This is a genomic window from Pectobacterium sp. CHL-2024 (assembly GCF_044751765.1).
GTDB lineage: Bacteria > Pseudomonadota > Gammaproteobacteria > Enterobacterales > Enterobacteriaceae > Pectobacterium > Pectobacterium brasiliense.
On the sequence record NZ_JBIXKO010000007.1, the window covers coordinates 165655 to 182778 of the forward strand.

A 17124-nucleotide genomic window follows, 5' to 3' on the forward strand; every position below is an offset into this window, starting at 1 on the left:
GCCCATGCAACATCATCCGCTAACGGGGCGGCGTTCCTAGCCGCCCCAAGCACCGCAATCAGAAACGCTGTAACACACTGATTTTTACGTTACGTCCTACGCCGGATACGGATTCGCCCAGATACGGGTAATAATCGGTATTCAGCAGGTTATCAACCGTCACACGCGCTTCAAATCCTTTTATTGCCTGCGGTTGCCAGCTAGCAAACAGACCATGCAGCACGTATCCCTTACTCTTCGGTAACGCCCAAATATCGGCCTGTGGATCGCCATCAGCAGGTGAACGATCCTGCTTACGCACAAAATCGCCCGTCCAGCCTACCGCCATATCCAGGCTTGGGATTTTGGTGCCCAGCGTGGCGTGTGCTGTCGTCGGTGGTATTTCGGCGATCCAGGTTTTATTGCCCCACGGATTACGCGGTGACGCATCGCGCTCACCGCGAATTGAGGAGAAGGACAGGCTGCCAAACAGCCAGCGGCTGTCGTAGAAGGATTCAATCTCTACCCCTTCAATCGTATAGCCCGGCAAATTACGGTAGTTAGAGAGCGGCTGCCCACAAGATGATGACGTCCCACTCTGCGTCTGTGCTTCACACAAGATACCGCGGCGGTAGAAAATTTCGTTTTTACCGCGGTTACGGAACAGCGTGGTGCGAATTTGCAGACTGTCTTCTTCCAGCATCAGGTTGTTGAAGTCCAGAATCGCGCCCAGACGAAATGCTTTGATGCTTTCTACTTGCAGATTACGGCTGGTTCCCGGCACGCTGGACGCGGCAGACTGCACCTCATACTGTTCATCGACGACAGGTGCGCGCCAGGTACGGCTGGCATCGGCAAACAGCGACAGATTGTCCGTCGCCTTCCACAACGCACCAATGCGCGGCGACCAGCCGGTATAGGTCACGCTACTGTAGTCATGTCCTGCGGCCGGAATACTGCTGTTATAACGTGGCGCGAGGTTAGGTTTCCCTGTATTCGTCACATGGTCATAACGCACGCCCGGCGTGATCGTCACGCTCCCCAGCGTCACCGCATCCTGTACATACAGGCTGCGGGTTTCCTGTTCCCCAGCCGGCATGTAGTAAGGCTGGAAATAGCCGTAGTTATACTCGGCGTTATTCTTACCGGATGGATAGTAGATCAGCGTGTCGCGCTTATGCTGATGCCAGCGCATACCCACCAGCAGCTTATGGTCGAGCGGGCCAGTGGTGAACTGACTTTCGTTACTAACCTCCGCCAGCTGATCTTTATAGCTCACCCAGCTTTCATTCCCAAGCGTACCCAGATAGCTACTCTGTGAAGCTGAGTCAGGGCGTCGGTCATGCTGTTCGGTTTTTGAGGTGGCAAATGACGCCGTCAGATTCAGCCACGGTTGATCCGCTGGCGCGATATTCCATTTCAGCGAGTAGTTTTTATCGACCTGATCGCGGTAAACCAGTTTACGCCGCCACGCCTCTTCCCAACCGTAGAGATCAACTTCCCTTTGTGTGGGTGACGCCATATCGTCACGCTTCGCGGCAAACGGCTGCCAGCCGTCAGATTCGGAACGCATGGCGGAAAGCGTCAGCGTCTGGGCATCCGTCAGATAGATGTTAGTCTTCAGTAAATAGGACGCCATATCGCTGGTCGAATAGACAAAGCGCGTGCCGTCAGGGCGTTCGATGTTGTCGCCATCGCGCTTGCTCATGTAGAGCAGGCCGTCAGCCATTCCGTCTTCCGTGCGGCCATACAGCGCACCGCTGTAGATATTTTGCCGATCGTTGGTGTGATAGCTGTATTTGGCCATCCCGCCGAAATTTTCTCCCGGCAGCAACAGATCGCCAGCGTCTTTGGTATCAACGTGAATGGTACCGCCGAAGCCGCCGTTGCCGCTGCGAATATCATGTGGCCCTTTATCGACGTCGATCCGTTTAATCAGCTCAGGCTCAATAAACACCGAGCCCTGACGGTATTTCTCAAAGCCTTTTGGCGCGCCGTCCAGCACGACTTTGACGTCTTCCATATCGCCCATGCCCCAGATATTCAGGCTTTGCCCACCCGGACGGGGTGACCCTGCCATCGACACGCCGGGGAGCTTATCGAGCAGGCTGGCAATATTATCGGCCTGCACGCGGTCAACATCGGCCTGACGTAGCACGGAACGTCCGGCGGCGGCGCTGTCCGATGTGCCACCAACAACCGAAAGCGTCGGGATCATCAGGCTGCCGTCGCTTCCTTCAGCGGCAAGCGCGGATTCCAGCCGATAGCCCGTGGCCGTCTGTACCGCACTCAGTCCCGTTCCCGCCAGCGCAGCGGCAAAAGCTTCCTGAACGGTGTAGCTTCCCTGAACGCTCCCGCTGGTTTTATTCTGTGTTTGATCGGGAGAAAACGTGAGAATGACATTGGCGCGGCTGGCAATAGCCTGCAGCGTAGATCCGAGCGGCCCTGCCGGAATGGAAAACGCCACTGTCGGTGCTGCGGCAGCAGTCATCGTTTCCGCCGCCAGCGTCGAACTGACCGTTCCGGCACTCAAGATCAACACGCCGGACAGCGCCAGATGCACTGCCCGCGCCACCGTCAAGGCGGGTTTGTGCGCGATGCGCCCGCCCTTATGATTGTTTATCGCCATTGTCATTCCCCTGAAGTATTGAAAAAAAAGACACATCAGGTAGGTCACGCGAAAAACAAAATCGGGCAGGGAAAGTGCAAAAAATTTCAGGAAAATGTATTCAACACGTCATTCGCCGCCGTGTTCAGGTGACAACCAGGGCTTATCCAAGGCCACAAAACGCACCTTTGGTCACGAGCGATAATCCCTCTGCCATTGATTTTCACGGCGCTTGACCTCATCTTAGTGATTAATCCGCAGTAGATATCCGCCTTGCCGGCCTTTATTCAACAGATTCCACTTACCGGCAACGAGATCACCCACAATTATCAGGACGGCACCATGACGAATCCATTACTGACCTCATTTACCCTGCCCCCGTTCTCCAGTATCAAAACGGAAGATATTGTCCCAGCGGTGAAGTCCGCACTGGATGAATGCCGCGAGACGGTAGAGCGTGTGGTAGCGCAAGCGGGGCCGTTTACATGGGATAATCTGTGCCAGCCGCTGGCAGACAGCGACGATCGTCTTGGTCGCATCTTCTCCCCTATCAGCCACCTGAACGCAGTGAAGAACAGCCCGGAGCTGCGTGCGGTTTATGAAGAATGTCTGCCGCTGCTGTCCGAACACAGCACCTGGGTCGGCCAACATGCCGGACTCTATCAGGCCTATCGCAGCCTGCGCGACGGCGAGCACTACACCGCACTGAGCCTGGCGCAGAAGAAATCCGTTGATAACGCGCTGCGCGATTTTGAGCTGTCTGGTATCGGTCTGTCGCCAGAAAAACAGAAACGCTATGGTGAAATTTCCGCTCGCCTGTCCGAACTTGGCTCGCAGTACAGCAACAACGTGCTGGATGCCACGATGGGCTGGAGCAAGCTGATTACCGACGTCGCCGAGCTGGATGGCATGCCGGAAAGCGCGCTGGCAGCGGCCAAAGCGCAGGCTGAAGCCAAAGAACAAGACGGCTGGCTGCTGACGTTGGATATCCCAAGCTATCTGCCGGTGATGACCTACTGCACCAATCAGGCGCTGCGCGAAGAGATGTATCGTGCCTACGGCACGCGCGCCTCCGATCAGGGGCCGAACGCGGGCAAGTGGGACAACAGTGAGGTGATGGCAGAAGAGCTGGCACTGCGTCACGAGCTGGCACAGCTGCTGGGCTTCGACAGCTATGCGCACAAGTCGCTGGCGACCAAAATGGCGGAAAACCCGCAGCAGGTACTCGATTTCCTGACCGACCTAGCGAAACGCGCCCGTCCACAGGCGGAAGAAGAACTCGCGCAGCTGCGTGCCTTCGCCAAAGAACACTACGGCGTAGAAGAATTGCAGGCCTGGGATATCACCTACTACAGCGAACAGCAGAAGCAACACCGATATTCCATCAGCGACGAGCAGCTTCGTCCGTACTTCCCGGAAGAACGCGCGGTGAACGGCCTGTTCGAAGTGGTTAAACGCATCTACGGCATCACCGCCAAAGAGCGTAAAGACGTCGATGTCTGGCACCCAGACGTTCGCTTCTTCGATCTGTTCGATGAAAGCGGTGAACTGCGCGGCAGCTTCTATCTCGATTTGTACGCCCGTGAACACAAGCGCGGCGGAGCCTGGATGGATGACTGCGCGGGTAAACTGCGTAAAGGCAACGGCGAACTGCAAAAACCGGTCGCCTATCTGGTCTGTAACTTCAACCGTCCGGTCAACGGCAAACCCGCGCTGTTTACTCACGACGAAGTCACCACGCTGTTCCACGAATTTGGTCACGGCCTGCACCACATGCTGACCCAGATCGATACCGCCGGTGTCGCGGGCATCAACGGCGTACCATGGGATGCGGTCGAACTGCCGAGTCAGTTCATGGAAAACTGGTGCTGGGAACCGGAAGCGCTGGCCTTTATCTCCGGCCACCACGAAACAGGTGAACCGCTGCCGCAGGAACTGCTGGATAAAATGCTGGCGGCGAAGAACTATCAGGCCGCGCTGTTCATTCTGCGTCAGCTGGAATTCGGCCTGTTCGATTTCCGCCTGCATGCCGAGTTTGATCCTGCGAAAGGCGCACAGATTCTGCCGACGCTGGCCGAAATCAAAGCGCAGGTGGCCGTGGTGCCGAGCCCAAGCTGGGGCCGCTTCCCGCACGCGTTCAGCCACATCTTCGCGGGCGGCTATGCCGCTGGCTATTACAGCTATCTGTGGGCCGACGTGCTGGCAGCGGATGCCTATTCCCGCTTCGAGGAAGAAGGCATCTTCAATCGTGAAACCGGTCAGTCATTCCTGGACAACATCCTGACCCGCGGCGGTTCCGAAGAGCCGATGGAGCTGTTCAAACGCTTCCGTGGCCGTGAACCGCAGTTGGACGCCATGCTCGCGCATTACGGCATCAAAGGATGAGTATCTGCTTAATCGCAGAGGAAGGCGCCGATAGTGGCGCCTTATCTTCTCTGGCCGCACGCTGGGGGCTGGTTTCCGATCCCGATGCGGTTATGGCGCTGGTGCTGACTGCCGAACGTTTGGAGCTGCGTAAGCAGGACGAACCAAAGCTTGGCGCTATTTTCGTGGATTTCGTTGGTGGGGCGATGGCGCACCGTCGCCGCTTTGGCGGTGGACGCGGTGAGGCTGTAGCCAAAGCCGTGGGTATCAAAAAAGATTACCTGCCGGATGTCGTGGATGCGACGGCCGGGCTGGGGCGCGATGCCTTCGTGTTGGCCGCATTAGGCTGCCACGTACGCATGGTGGAGCGTAATCCAGTAGTTGCAGCGCTGCTGGACGACGGATTGCAGCGTGGCTATCGGGACGCAGAAATTGGCCCATGGCTACGGGAGCGGCTGACGTTGCTGCACGCGTCGAGCATGACCGCGCTGCGCGATATCACACCGCCGCCGGATGTGGTTTATCTCGATCCGATGTTCCCGCATAAACAAAAGAGCGCGCTGGTGAAGAAAGAAATGCGGGTGTTTCAGTCGCTGGTGGGTGCGGATGACGATGCCGATGCGCTGCTGGAACCCGCCCGCGCGCTGGCGAAAAAACGCGTCGTGGTGAAGCGGCCAGACTATGCACCGCCGCTGGCTGGCGTACCGGCACAGTCTATGCTGGAAACCAAAAGCCACCGCTTCGATTTCTATCTTCCCGTCTGAACAATCTCATCGCCGCGACGCTAAGCGTATCGGCGACTAAAAACTTAGCCTGCTTCGCATTTCCTACGCTGCTTTTGCAAAGTCTGTGGCACTAATGAGAAGCAAATCGCATAATTCCGCGCTATCCCCTTTTATGACACTAAGATGACATAATGAAAAAAACGCTTCTGTCACTTCTGCTTTGTTTGAGTACTTCTGCTATGGCCGCTCAAGAACCCGTCAATATTACGATTCTGGGGACATCCGATCTGCATGGCACCTTTGTTCCCTGGGATTACGCCACAGACACCGCCAACATGGCTGGCAGCCTGAGCCAGATCGCCACGCAGGTGCATAAGGTTCGTGCGCAGCAGCCGAATGTGATTCTGGTTGATGCGGGCGATACCATTCAGGGTAACTTTGTCGAAACCTTCAAAAATGACAAAACCAGCCCGATGATCCTCGGTTTTAATGCCCTGAATTATGACGTCTGGGTGCTGGGCAACCATGAGTTCGATTTCGGGCTGAACGTGCTTTCCACCTCGCTTGACCAGTTCAAAGGCACCGCGCTGGCGGGCAACATTTTTTGGGAGAGCGGTAAGCCTTACTTACCCGCCTATAAAATTGTCGAACGGCAGGGCGTGAAGATTGGCATCATCGGCATGGATACGCCGATGACCGCGGAATTCGCCAAAGGCACTGACCGCGTGAAAGGGCTGAACTTTACCGATCCTGTCGGGGCGGTAAAAACCGTTATCCAGCAAATCCACGGTAAAGTGGATGCCATCGTACTGGTCGCCCATATGGGCATCGATAACGAGAACCAACGGCCGGGCACTGGCGTCGGTGATATCGCTCGCGCCAACCCTGAATTAGCCGCCATCGTCGCGGGCCATATGCACGTAAAAGTGGACAAAGAGGTGATTAATGGCGTGATTGTCACCGAACCGGACAGATATGGTCGTGCACTGTCGCGCATCGATTTGCAGTTTGAACAGCAGAATGGCAAATACGTGCTGATCAACAAAGACAGCTATACCTATTCGATCAAGGACGTGGATTCTGACCGCAAGATGGAAGACATCTACGAGCCTTATCACAATACCCTGCGCGCCAACGCTAATCGCCCGATTGCGCAGCTTCTTGGGCACGATCTGGTGCCGCAAGATGCCGTGAAAGGCATTCCTCAGGTACACGTGCAGGACACCGGTATCAGCGCCCTGTTCCAGGAAGCCAGCCGCCATTACGCCCCTAAAGCGCAGGTCATCGCGCTGCAAATTGATAACGATCGGCCCAAGCTGAACGTCGGCACCATCGCCGCGAAGGACATTGCCTTTAACTATCAATACGCTGGCGGTGAGATCACGGTTTATCAGCTCACCGGTAAAGAACTGAAGAAATACATGGAATGGTCTGCGGGTTACTTCAACCAGTTGCAGGACGGCGATGTGACTTACAGCTTCAATCCGCAGCGCCGCGCGTCCAAGTATTCCACCAATGATTTCTTCGACGGCGTGACGTACACCATCGACCTGACAAAACCCGCTGGGCAGCGCATTACCGACCTGAAAATGAATAACGGCACGCCGGTTACCGACGACATGCCGATTCGTCTGGGCATGAACAGCTACCGCATGGGCCACCTGACGCAGAAAGGCGGCGTGCTGGAAGGCATGCAGTTCCCGGTACTGTCGGACACCAAAGCGGAATATGGCGAAGAGGCAGGCACAATTCGTAACCTGACTATCCGCTATCTGACCGAGGTGAAAAAAGGCCAATACGAGGGTACGGTGCCGCAGCGCTGGAAGCTGGCAGGATTGCAGGGCTATGAGCGCGAACGCCGCATTATCGAATCGCTGCTCAACAGCGGGAAAATCAGCGTGCCAACCTCAGACGACGGTCGCTACAGCAACGTGCAATCCATCAACGTGAAATCGCTGCTACTGCCGGATACCGCGCAGAAGGAGAAACGCGTAGCGGAATTGACGCAACAGCGCGACAGCGCCACCAACGCATTGACCAAACAGCGGTTGAACGATCAACTGACTATTATCGCGGCCATTAACTAACCGACGCTTCAGCGGGAATCCAAGATCGCTGACGATGTGCGTCGAGCGGTGATAATGGATAGATCGTAAAGAGGCTGCACAGCCTGCCATTGGCAGGCTGTATTATCTCTCGCTGCGGGCTTTCCAGCGTTCGCTCGTCAGGTAGCCGTTCACGCCCACATCCAGGAAAGGGCGTGGCGGCAAGTAATTTGCCTGTCCGAGCGATTGCATATCGCTAATCAGCGGGTTGTCTTCACATAGCGCCAAATCCGCCAGAATATGCCCGGCAGCGGTTTGCTTCGACAGCCCCGCCCCGTTACAGCCCGCTGACGCGTATACATTGTCGCTTAACTGCCCCCAAATTGGCGCGCCGTTGCGCGTGACGCTAATCAAGCCTGACCAGGTATGCGCCATCTTCACATCGCTCAACTGCGGGAACATCCGGGCAAAAATAGCCGCGTGACGACGCGCGTGGCGTCCGGTTTCTACCGCGCTATTGACCAGCTCCGGGGTAAATTTCACATGCTCCCGAATCAGGAAACGATGGTCACGCGTATAGCGCAGCGTCGCGCTGGCCAGCGCATTGACCGGCGTCAGCCCCCAGTCCGGCATATCGCCCATACGTGCTAGCTGTTCCGCATTTAGCGGTTCCGTCAGCGTCGCGAAGGTCGCCACGGCAAACACCCGACCATTGAACAGCGGCAGGCCGCGCGCCGCGCCGTTAATCGCCATCATCAGCTTATCTGCCTGAATCTCGCCGTACGGCGTTTCCACGCGAATGCGCGATCCCGTTTCGATATTCAACGCCGGAGAATGGGCGTAGACCGTCACGTTCTTCGGTAGGTTCGCCACCAGCCCGACCACCAGCGCCGCCGGGTTTAGCAAAATGCAATTGGGGGTGTACACCGCACGATGATAGAAAGATGTGCCGAGGCGGCGAGCAAGCTCGTCTTTTTCCACCACCTGATAGGATTCACCCAAATCGTCCAATTCACGGACATAGGTATCGATCAGGCCGTCAAACGTCGAACTGACAGCGCAGTGATATTTCCCCGCCACGCTCCAGTCGCACGCAATCGCATGGCGATCCACCTTCTCTTTCAGATGCGCGACGCCGGACTGCAACAGGCGACGATACGCCGCCGCTTTTTCCAGTTCGGCCGTCGAACTGCCGATGTTATGCGGCAAATCGATCACGAAACCGGAGTTACGCCCAGAGGCATTGTCGCCAATCTCACCCGCATCCAGCAGGATAATGTGTTTATCCGGGCGCTGCTCAGCCAGACGCTGTGCAAAGGCAATCCCCGCATAGCCCGCGCCGATCACCAGCCAGTCCGCCGTTGTTTTTCCACGCTGCTGCGGATAATTCGGTTTATCGATAAGATCTGCCGACCAGCCATTACGATTCTGATCGAAAGGAAGATGTTTGATTTTCACAATGGTGTAAGCCTTGAAGAGAACGGGTTGTACCAGAAGACTGACGATACGCAATGCTGATTAAGATAAAGAAAGGCAGGAAGCGGTGTCCAGCAAGAAATGTCGCTAACACTTAGATAAATAGGTGAAAAGTCAAAGCGCCTGCGAATACAGGCGCTCAGAAGGACTAAAGCGTTACACGACGCCCTGCGCCAGCATCGCGTCGGCCACTTTTACAAAGCCCGCCACGTTAGCACCGCGCACGTAGTTAGTCTGGCTGTTTTCACCGCCGTACTGCACACAGGCATTGTGAATATCCAGCATGATGTGGTGCAGACGCGCATCCACCTTCTCGGCTTTCCAGCCCAAACGTGCTGCGTTCTGCGCCATTTCCAGACCGGATGTCGCCACGCCGCCGGCGTTGGCCGCTTTGCCCGGCGCAAACAGTACGCCTGCATCCAAGAACGCGTCGGTCGCTGGGATCGTGGTTGGCATGTTGGCACCTTCTGCCACGGCTTTCACACCGTTAGCAATCAGCGTCTGCGCCGCAGGCAGATCCAGCTCATTCTGCGTCGCACACGGCAGCGCGATGTCTACCGGTACTTCCCACGGCGTTTTACCTGCGAGGTAGGTCAGCTTCGCTTCGCGCGCGTAATCTTCCACGCGGCCATAGCGTTTGTTTTTAATCTCTTCCAGCAGCGCCAGTTTCTCTGGGGTAAATCCGCTCTCATCCACCACCGTGCCGTTAGAATCCGATGCCGTAACCACGCGTGCACCCAGTTCCATCGCTTTTTCAATCGCGTACTGCGCCACGTTACCAGAACCGGATACCGCGACACGCATGCCTTCAAAGCCAAGACCGTGGCGTTTCAGCATCGCTTCCGTGAAGTAGATCAGGCCGTAGCCCGTCGCTTCAGGACGGATCAGACTGCCGCCGAACGACAATCCTTTACCCGTGAAGACGCACGCCGTGTTGTTGGTCAGTTTCTTCATCATGCCGGTCATGAAACCGACTTCACGGCCGCCCACGCCGATGTCGCCTGCCGGAACGTCCGTATCCGCGCCCAGATGACGATACAGCTCCGTCATCAGCGCCTGACAGAAGCGCATGACTTCGCCCTGGCTTTTCCCTTTCGGGTTAAAGTCCGAGCCGCCCTTGCCGCCGCCCATTGGCAGCGTCGTCAGCGCATTTTTGAAGGTCTGCTCGAATCCGAGGAATTTCAGAATCGACAGGTTAACGGACGGGTGGAAACGCATGCCGCCTTTGTACGGACCAATCGCGGAGCTGAACTGGACACGCCAGGCGCGGTTCACCTGTACCTGACCTTTGTCGTCCGTCCATGCGACGCGGAACTGAATCACGCGTTCCGGTTCTACCAATCGTTCCAGCAGGCTGTAATCCGCATAGTGAGGGTTCTGCTCCAGAAAAGGCCACAGAGTGGAAAGGACTTCATTAACGGCCTGTAGAAACTCAGGCTGATGCGGATCGCGTTGTTGAACAGAATCAAGAAAACTTGCCAGAGATACGATTTGTGCCATGAACAGCTCCTGATTGAACGAATAAGTCCCCGTCTGCTTCTTTATTTTTAGACACGCAGAAGCTTGTGGGATCGGTGAAAATGATGTTGTGTCCTCTGGACTATAACACTGGCGATGGATATTTAAGCAAGCGTTTTCTTTTCAGATAAACGTTATAATCCAATGGGATAGGAAGGGTTTTTTGGCGTTTTGAGAAGAAAAATTTGCCATAAGTTTTTGTTATATAACAAAAGGCACAGCTAAGAAGCCGTGCCTTTCATCACTGAAAAAAAATGCAAAAAAAGCTAATTTTTATTCGTCTTCATCATCACGCAACGGCACGATGAGCATGTCGACATGTACGGTATTAATCAGCTGACGAGCAGAAGACATCAGTTTGCTCCAGAAGTCCTGATGGTGACCGCACAGCACGAGGTCGACATCGTATTTCTTAATCGCATCAACCAGCACCTGCCCTAAATCGCCGCTGCCGCTCAGCGTCTCGCTGATAGGGTAGCCCGCGTTCTGGGACAGCTCAGCCAACGCATTCTGGGTTTCTTCGGAGATACGCTGTTGCATGTCACCCAGATTGACGTCAATAAGCCCAGTATAGAGATCGGAGTAGTTCACATCGACGTGGATTAACGACACTTTCGCATTGTACGGTCTTGCCATTGAAACCGCTTTTTCCACTAACACTTTGCTTTCTGGAGAAAGGTCAACAGCAATAAGGATGTGTTTGTAAGCCATAATAAGACTCCTTCCGTAAAGACTAATTAAGGGTTAGCAGATATTTCTCCTGCCAATCTGATACTTACCAGCGGATTATAGGATAGCACTCGTCCACGCTATCGGACTGTTCAGTCGATCACAACCCGTTTTCAAACCTGTTAATTCTATTGATAAGTGTAGTAGAAACCCCTCCTTTTCACAGTCAAATCGCGTAGCTTCTCCTTTCAGAAAGGGCATTATCTCGTCGAAAATCGTCCTTCATGCCGATTGCACCTGCCTCTCTGGCACAAACGAACATTCTTCTTCTACACTACAAGTAGGGAGCGGTGAGCCTGTCCGCTGCACCCTGGGATGGAAAACGAGAATGGGGCTAGCCGTGATGCCGTTGGCTATCCAAAATGACAATAAAATCGTGCGCAAGCGCGTGGCATAACTATTCGTAGAAAAATGTCACAGACAAACGTCGTAGATAAGCGTCGCGGATAAAGAGTAGCGCTTGTCATCGGTGACAGGTGGACAACGGGAAGGTATGGCCATCGAATCTGACGAATAGAACGACCGGGAGGGAAGCATGATTAGTACATTTGCGCTTTTCTGGGCTTTATGTATCGTCTGCATCATCAATATGGCGAGGTACTACTCTTCATTGCGCGTGTTACTGCTGGTTTTGCGTGACTGTGACCCGCTGCTTTACCAATACGTTGACGGAGGGGGATTCTTTACCTCGCACGGCCAGCCAAGCAAGCAAATCAGGCTGGTAGGCTATATCTACGCACAACGCTATCTTGATCATCACGACCCTGAGTTTATTCGCCGCTGCGAGCGGGTGCGGGGACAATTCCTGCTCACGACCGCCTTGTGTGGCCTCATTGTCATCAGCCTGATTGCCATGATGATATGGTATTAAAACATCGTACTTATATAATTATTGGTACTTACACTCTCTGGTATTAACACCATGAACGTCGATAAAAAGTAAAAAGGCGATTCCCCACAGAATCGCCTTTTTTATTTATGCGTGATGAATTACCGCAATTAGATCAGCTTCAACGCCAGCCAGTACAGCGTACCGGACATCAGCATTGAGACAGGCAGCGTCAACACCCAGGCAAGCAGAATACTTCTTATCGTTTTGCCCTGTACGCCACCACCGTCCGCAATCATCGTCCCGGCAACCGCCGAGGACAATACGTGCGTGGTGGAAACTGGCATACCGGTATAGCTGGCGACACCAATCGACAGGGCCGCCGTCACCTGCGCCGAAACGCCCTGTGCGTACGTCATGCCTTTCTTACCAATCTTCTCACCGATAGTCACTGCAACGCGTTTCCAGCCCACCATGGTGCCCAGAGACAGCGCCAATGCGACAGCGACGATAATCCAAAGAGGGGCATACTCAATCGTCTGCAGCATGTCTTTGCGCAGATTACTCAGGTAGCGCTTATCTTCGCCCGACGTTTCTGGCAGCTTGATCACCCGATCCATTGTGTCAGAGATACACATCAGCAAACGACGCACTCTGCTGCGATCGTCAGGGTTCAGCTGGTCGTAACTTTTCAGGTTATTCAGCAGACCCTGTGTACGGTCAATCGCAATCATCACGCGTGAACTGTCACAGTGAAACTCTTTCTGACCGTTGCCGGGAATCGTGCTTTCTGGCGTAGGAATGACTGGCGGAGACAGGTCGATAACGTGCGTCAGCGCGTCGCCGTGCTGCTTGTAGTATTCCTGCAAATTGACAACGGCATCACGGGTACGGCTGATGTCATAGCCAGACGCGTTCATGTTGACAATAAACCCGGCTGGCGCGACGCCAATCAGCACCAGCATAATCAAGCCGATACCTTTCTGACCGTCGTTTGCACCGTGAGAGAAGCTCACCCCAATCGCCGATAAAATCAGCGCGGTACGCGTCCAGAACGGCGGCTTACGTTTGCCGTCCTGCTTTTCGCGATCGACAGGCGTCAGATGCACGCGCTTGCGTTTTTTGCTGTTGTTCCAGAATCGACGCAGCACCAGCACCAGCAGGCCTGCAACCACCATCCCCACAATCGGCGAGAGCAGCAACGACAGGAAAATGCTGATCATTTTCGGCACGTTCAACGCATCCACAACGGAGGTATCCGTCAACAGCGCGTTGGTTAAACCAATACCAATAATGGAGCCGATCAGCGTGTGAGAACTGGAGGCAGGAATACCGAAGTACCAGGTACCCAGGTTCCAGATAATGGCGGCCAGCAGCATGGAAAAGACCATCGCCAGACCGTGCGCCGAACTCACGTTCAGCAATAAATCCGTGGGGAGAAGGTGAACAATTGCATAGGCCACGCTCAGGCCGCCCAGCAGTACACCGAAGAAATTAAAGACACCCGCCATAACAACAGCAAACTCGGCACGCATGGCGCGGGTATAAATAACAGTGGCAACGGCGTTCGCAGTATCGTGAAAACCGTTGATGGCTTCATACATCAGTACAAACAACAAAGCCAATATCAACATCAGGCCAGTGTAGTAATCCAAACCGGCAAATAAATGTAGCATAAACGTTAGGCCATTTAGTGGTCATGAACGCGGCGCATTATCGGCGACAAGCAGGGGTCGGGAAAAGCGAAATATGACATTTTTTTGACTTAATATGTGACGACGATCGGTGGATAAATCACTTAATCAATAAAAATCAAATAATTATATATTTTTACTAAAATATGCAAATTGTTACGCTGGTATCGAACAAAAACCAACACTACAATTTGCCGCCCTATGGCTTATCGGCCTGTGGCAATCCAAGAAGATAAAATCACTCATCGGAGAAATGCATTGTGGAACAGTTTGACGCTGTCATCATCGGTGCCGGTGCAGCAGGCATGTTTTGTGCGGCACAGGCAGGACAACGCGGACTGCGTGTTCTACTGCTCGATAACGGCAAGAAGGCTGGCCGGAAAATATTGATGTCCGGCGGCGGGCGCTGCAACTTTACCAATATGTATGCAGAGCCGGCGGCCTATCTGTCTCACAATCCTCACTTTTGTAAATCAGCGCTGGCGCGTTATACCCAATGGGATTTCATCAGCCTGGTCAACAGCCACCGCATCGCTTATCACGAGAAAACGCTCGGTCAGCTATTCTGCGATGATTCCGCACAGCAAATCGTGGACATGCTGGTAACAGAATGTGAGCGGGCGAATGTCACCCTCCGTCTGCGCAGTGAAGTGACCTCGGTGGAGAAATCAGACGATCGGTTCACCGTCCAGCTAAGCAACGGCACATCATTCCAGAGTGCATCGCTGGTCGTTGCCTGCGGCGGCCTGTCGATGCCCGGCCTGGGCGCGACGCCGTTTGGCTACCAGCTTGCCGCACAGTTCGGTATCAACGTGCTCCCAACTCGTGCTGCACTGGTACCCTTTACGCTACACAAGCCGCTGCTCGAACAGCTGCAAACGCTCTCCGGCGTCTCCGTGCCGACCGTCGTCACCGCAGAAAACGGCGTGACGTTCCGTGAAAATATCCTGTTTACACACCGTGGGCTTTCTGGCCCCGCTATTTTGCAGATCTCCAGCTACTGGCAAGCGGGTGAATTCGTCACCATCAATCTGCTGCCCGATCGCGATCTCACCCAACTTATTAATGACGAGCGCGCCGCTCACCCGAACCAAAGCCTGAAAAACACGCTGGCACAGTGGCTACCTAAACGACTGGTTGAATGCCTACAGGAGTTAGGACAACTGCCGGACGTCACACTGAAACAGCTCAACAGCACACAGCAAACGCAGATTGAACAGAGCCTGCAACAGTGGCGCGTGCAGCCAAACGGTACGGAAGGTTATCGCACAGCCGAAGTCACCATCGGCGGCGTTGACACCCGCGCGCTATCCTCAAAAACCATGGAAGCCAGCGCGGTGCCGGGGCTGTATTTCATCGGCGAAGTGGTCGATGTGACCGGCTGGCTCGGCGGCTATAACTTCCAATGGGCGTGGAGCTCAGCATGGGCGTGCGCGCAGGCACTGCCTTTTAGCAAATAGGCACTATAATAATCTCTATTCAGCACTCTCCTTTGATTCACGGAGAAAAGGACGTCTCTACATAGGCCTCTGCTGCCAGAAAGGAGATGTGGATGAGCCCTAGACGTAGTAAACCTAAAATCAACATATTGCAGTTGCTGGTTGCAGGCATGCTGCCACTGCTGCTTGGTTTATTGTTCACGTTTGTTGAGTCCAGATTAATGGTAAAACGCGATTTGGAATCCACCGCGCAAATCGCAATGAATCATGCTGAGAATATTTCGACACAGGCATGGCAGATGGTGGATCGCCTCCAGCGCTTTCATGGTCAGCCCTGCGACGTCATCGGCGATGAACTGCAACGTCTTGGCTCGGTCTTTTCTTACTTCCGCGCTATCGGCGTTATCCATAATACCGACGTCTATTGCTCTTCAACGTTTGGCAGCACGCTGACACCCATAAGCCGCGTCATTCAACAGCCGCTACCGGAGACCTATTCTGAACGCTGGAGCCTGTCGATTGCCGGTTCAGATAACGTGAAAGAACGCCCGGCGCTGATCTTCGTCCAGATGCCTCCTACGGGTTACGGCGCTTATGCCATGGTCGATGCGCAATATCTGATCGACCTCATGACTGCGATTAGCAAGATTCGCGGCTATCAACTCATCCTGCAAATGGATAACGGTCACCCGATTCAAACGGGCCCAACCATTACGCCGCACAGAAGCCTATTTTCTACCTCTGCGCTTGAAATCAAGTCGAGCCGCTTTCCGATTACCCTCAATGTTACCGCCCCTGCCACCCAGGAAATCACCAACTGGAAGCAGGCATTTTTCACGTTTCTGCCACTGGCTATTATCCTCTCTCTGCTTTTCACTACGGCAATGTGGTACTGGCAAAAACGTAAATTATTCTTCCGCGAAGAAATCCGTAAGGGTATCGCTAACGGCGAATTTTCCGTCTATTACCAGCCTATCTATGACACGGAATCACGAGCCTGTACTGGAGTAGAAACGCTACTGCGCTGGCGACGCAGCGACGGGCAGTGGATTAGACCCGATATATTTATTTCTGCCGCCGAAGCAGAAAGTATGATCATTCCCATCACACGACATTTATTTGAGCTGGTAGCGTCAGATATTGCTAGTTGGCAGGTAAAACCGGGGTTCCATCTGGGGCTCAACGTTGCAGCAGAGCATTTGCATCACCCAAGTTTCGTATCAGACGTACACCGCTTCGCAGAGAAAGTCGCCGCTCATTCATTAAACATTACGCTGGAACTGACAGAACGTAACCTCATTAGCAACGGCCCTGAAATCATACAGCGCCTGCATCAGCTGCGTGAAGATGGCTTTATGATTGCCATTGATGACTTCGGCACTGGCCACTGTTCACTCTCTTACCTGCAAAATTTTCCGCTGGATTGCCTGAAAATAGACCAGGGATTTGTTGGCGCGGTTTCATCACCGGATGAAGAAGCCCCTATTCTTGATGCCATTATTACGTTGAGCCATCGCATCAAGCTTCAATCCGTAGCGGAAGGCGTGGAAACCGAACAACAGCTCCTGTATTTACAACGACGCGGCGTCAAATATATACAGGGATTCCTTTATGCCAAGCCAATGGACAATGAATCGTTGCTGGTCTGGCTTCACTATAATGGCAATAAATCGATTGAGAGCTTTATGAATAAAAACAAAGAAGGGGAAAAGCAGTAA

The 17124-nt window shown here is 54.0% G+C and carries 11 protein-coding genes; 6 read left to right on the forward strand and 5 right to left on the reverse strand.

Annotated features, from left to right (window positions below; genetic code table 11):
• Nucleotides 1-58 precede the first annotated feature (58 nt).
• A complete protein-coding gene (locus ACIPUG_RS12860; protein ID WP_400338659.1) occupies nt 59-2608 on the reverse strand; it encodes a TonB-dependent hemoglobin/transferrin/lactoferrin family receptor in 2550 nt (849 codons plus the stop codon).
• A gap of 321 nt (nt 2609-2929) precedes the next feature.
• Here ACIPUG_RS12860 and prlC point away from each other — a divergent pair, with 321 nt between their 5' ends.
• The 3 genes from prlC (at nt 2930) to ACIPUG_RS12875 (ending at nt 7763) form a co-directional block, all read left to right on the forward strand.
• A complete protein-coding gene (prlC, locus tag ACIPUG_RS12865; RefSeq protein ID WP_039284904.1) occupies nt 2930-4972 on the forward strand; it encodes an oligopeptidase A in 2043 nt (680 codons plus the stop codon).
• Nucleotides 4969-5715: a 16S rRNA (guanine(1516)-N(2))-methyltransferase RsmJ gene (gene rsmJ / locus ACIPUG_RS12870; RefSeq protein WP_094370796.1), complete on the forward strand. Its 747-nt coding sequence runs from the start codon at nt 4969-4971 to the stop codon at nt 5713-5715. The genes prlC and rsmJ overlap by 4 nt, the downstream gene beginning before the upstream one ends.
• Nucleotides 5716-5867: 152 nt before the next feature.
• A complete protein-coding gene (locus tag ACIPUG_RS12875) occupies nt 5868-7763 on the forward strand; it encodes a bifunctional UDP-sugar hydrolase/5'-nucleotidase (RefSeq protein ID WP_039516172.1) in 1896 nt (631 codons plus the stop codon).
• 102 nt (nt 7764-7865) lie between these two features.
• Here ACIPUG_RS12875 and ACIPUG_RS12880 read toward each other — a convergent pair whose 3' ends face one another.
• From ACIPUG_RS12880 to uspA, 3 genes are all read right to left on the reverse strand, one after another.
• Nucleotides 7866-9179 (reverse strand): NAD(P)/FAD-dependent oxidoreductase, encoded by a 1314-nt coding sequence (locus ACIPUG_RS12880; protein WP_400338662.1) that lies wholly within the window; start codon nt 9177-9179, stop codon nt 7866-7868.
• A 174-nt stretch (nt 9180-9353) separates the two neighbouring features.
• Complete coding sequence (gene gdhA / locus ACIPUG_RS12885) at nt 9354-10697, reverse strand: NADP-specific glutamate dehydrogenase (RefSeq protein WP_014913653.1); 1344 nt, start codon at nt 10695-10697, stop codon at nt 9354-9356.
• 291 nt (nt 10698-10988) lie between these two features.
• On the reverse strand, nt 10989-11426 hold the full coding sequence (uspA, locus tag ACIPUG_RS12890) for a universal stress protein UspA (RefSeq protein WP_014913652.1): 438 nt from the start codon (nt 11424-11426) through the stop codon (nt 10989-10991).
• A 553-nt stretch (nt 11427-11979) separates the two neighbouring features.
• On the opposite strand from uspA, the gene uspB reads away from it, so the two are divergent.
• Nucleotides 11980-12315, forward strand: a complete 336-nt coding sequence (gene uspB, locus ACIPUG_RS12895; protein ID WP_014913651.1) for a universal stress protein UspB — start codon at nt 11980-11982, stop codon at nt 12313-12315.
• A gap of 128 nt (nt 12316-12443) precedes the next feature.
• Here uspB and pitA read toward each other — a convergent pair whose 3' ends face one another.
• On the reverse strand, nt 12444-13949 hold the full coding sequence (gene pitA, locus ACIPUG_RS12900; RefSeq protein WP_014913650.1) for an inorganic phosphate transporter PitA: 1506 nt from the start codon (nt 13947-13949) through the stop codon (nt 12444-12446).
• A 278-nt stretch (nt 13950-14227) separates the two neighbouring features.
• On the opposite strand from pitA, the gene ACIPUG_RS12905 reads away from it, so the two are divergent.
• Both ACIPUG_RS12905 and ACIPUG_RS12910 read left to right on the forward strand, forming a co-directional pair.
• The gene (locus ACIPUG_RS12905; protein ID WP_400338663.1) at nt 14228-15427 is read left to right on the forward strand and encodes an NAD(P)/FAD-dependent oxidoreductase; all 1200 of its coding nucleotides are present in this window, start codon (nt 14228-14230) and stop codon (nt 15425-15427) included.
• A gap of 92 nt (nt 15428-15519) precedes the next feature.
• Nucleotides 15520-17124 (forward strand): EAL domain-containing protein, encoded by a 1605-nt coding sequence (locus ACIPUG_RS12910; protein ID WP_110163173.1) that lies wholly within the window; start codon nt 15520-15522, stop codon nt 17122-17124.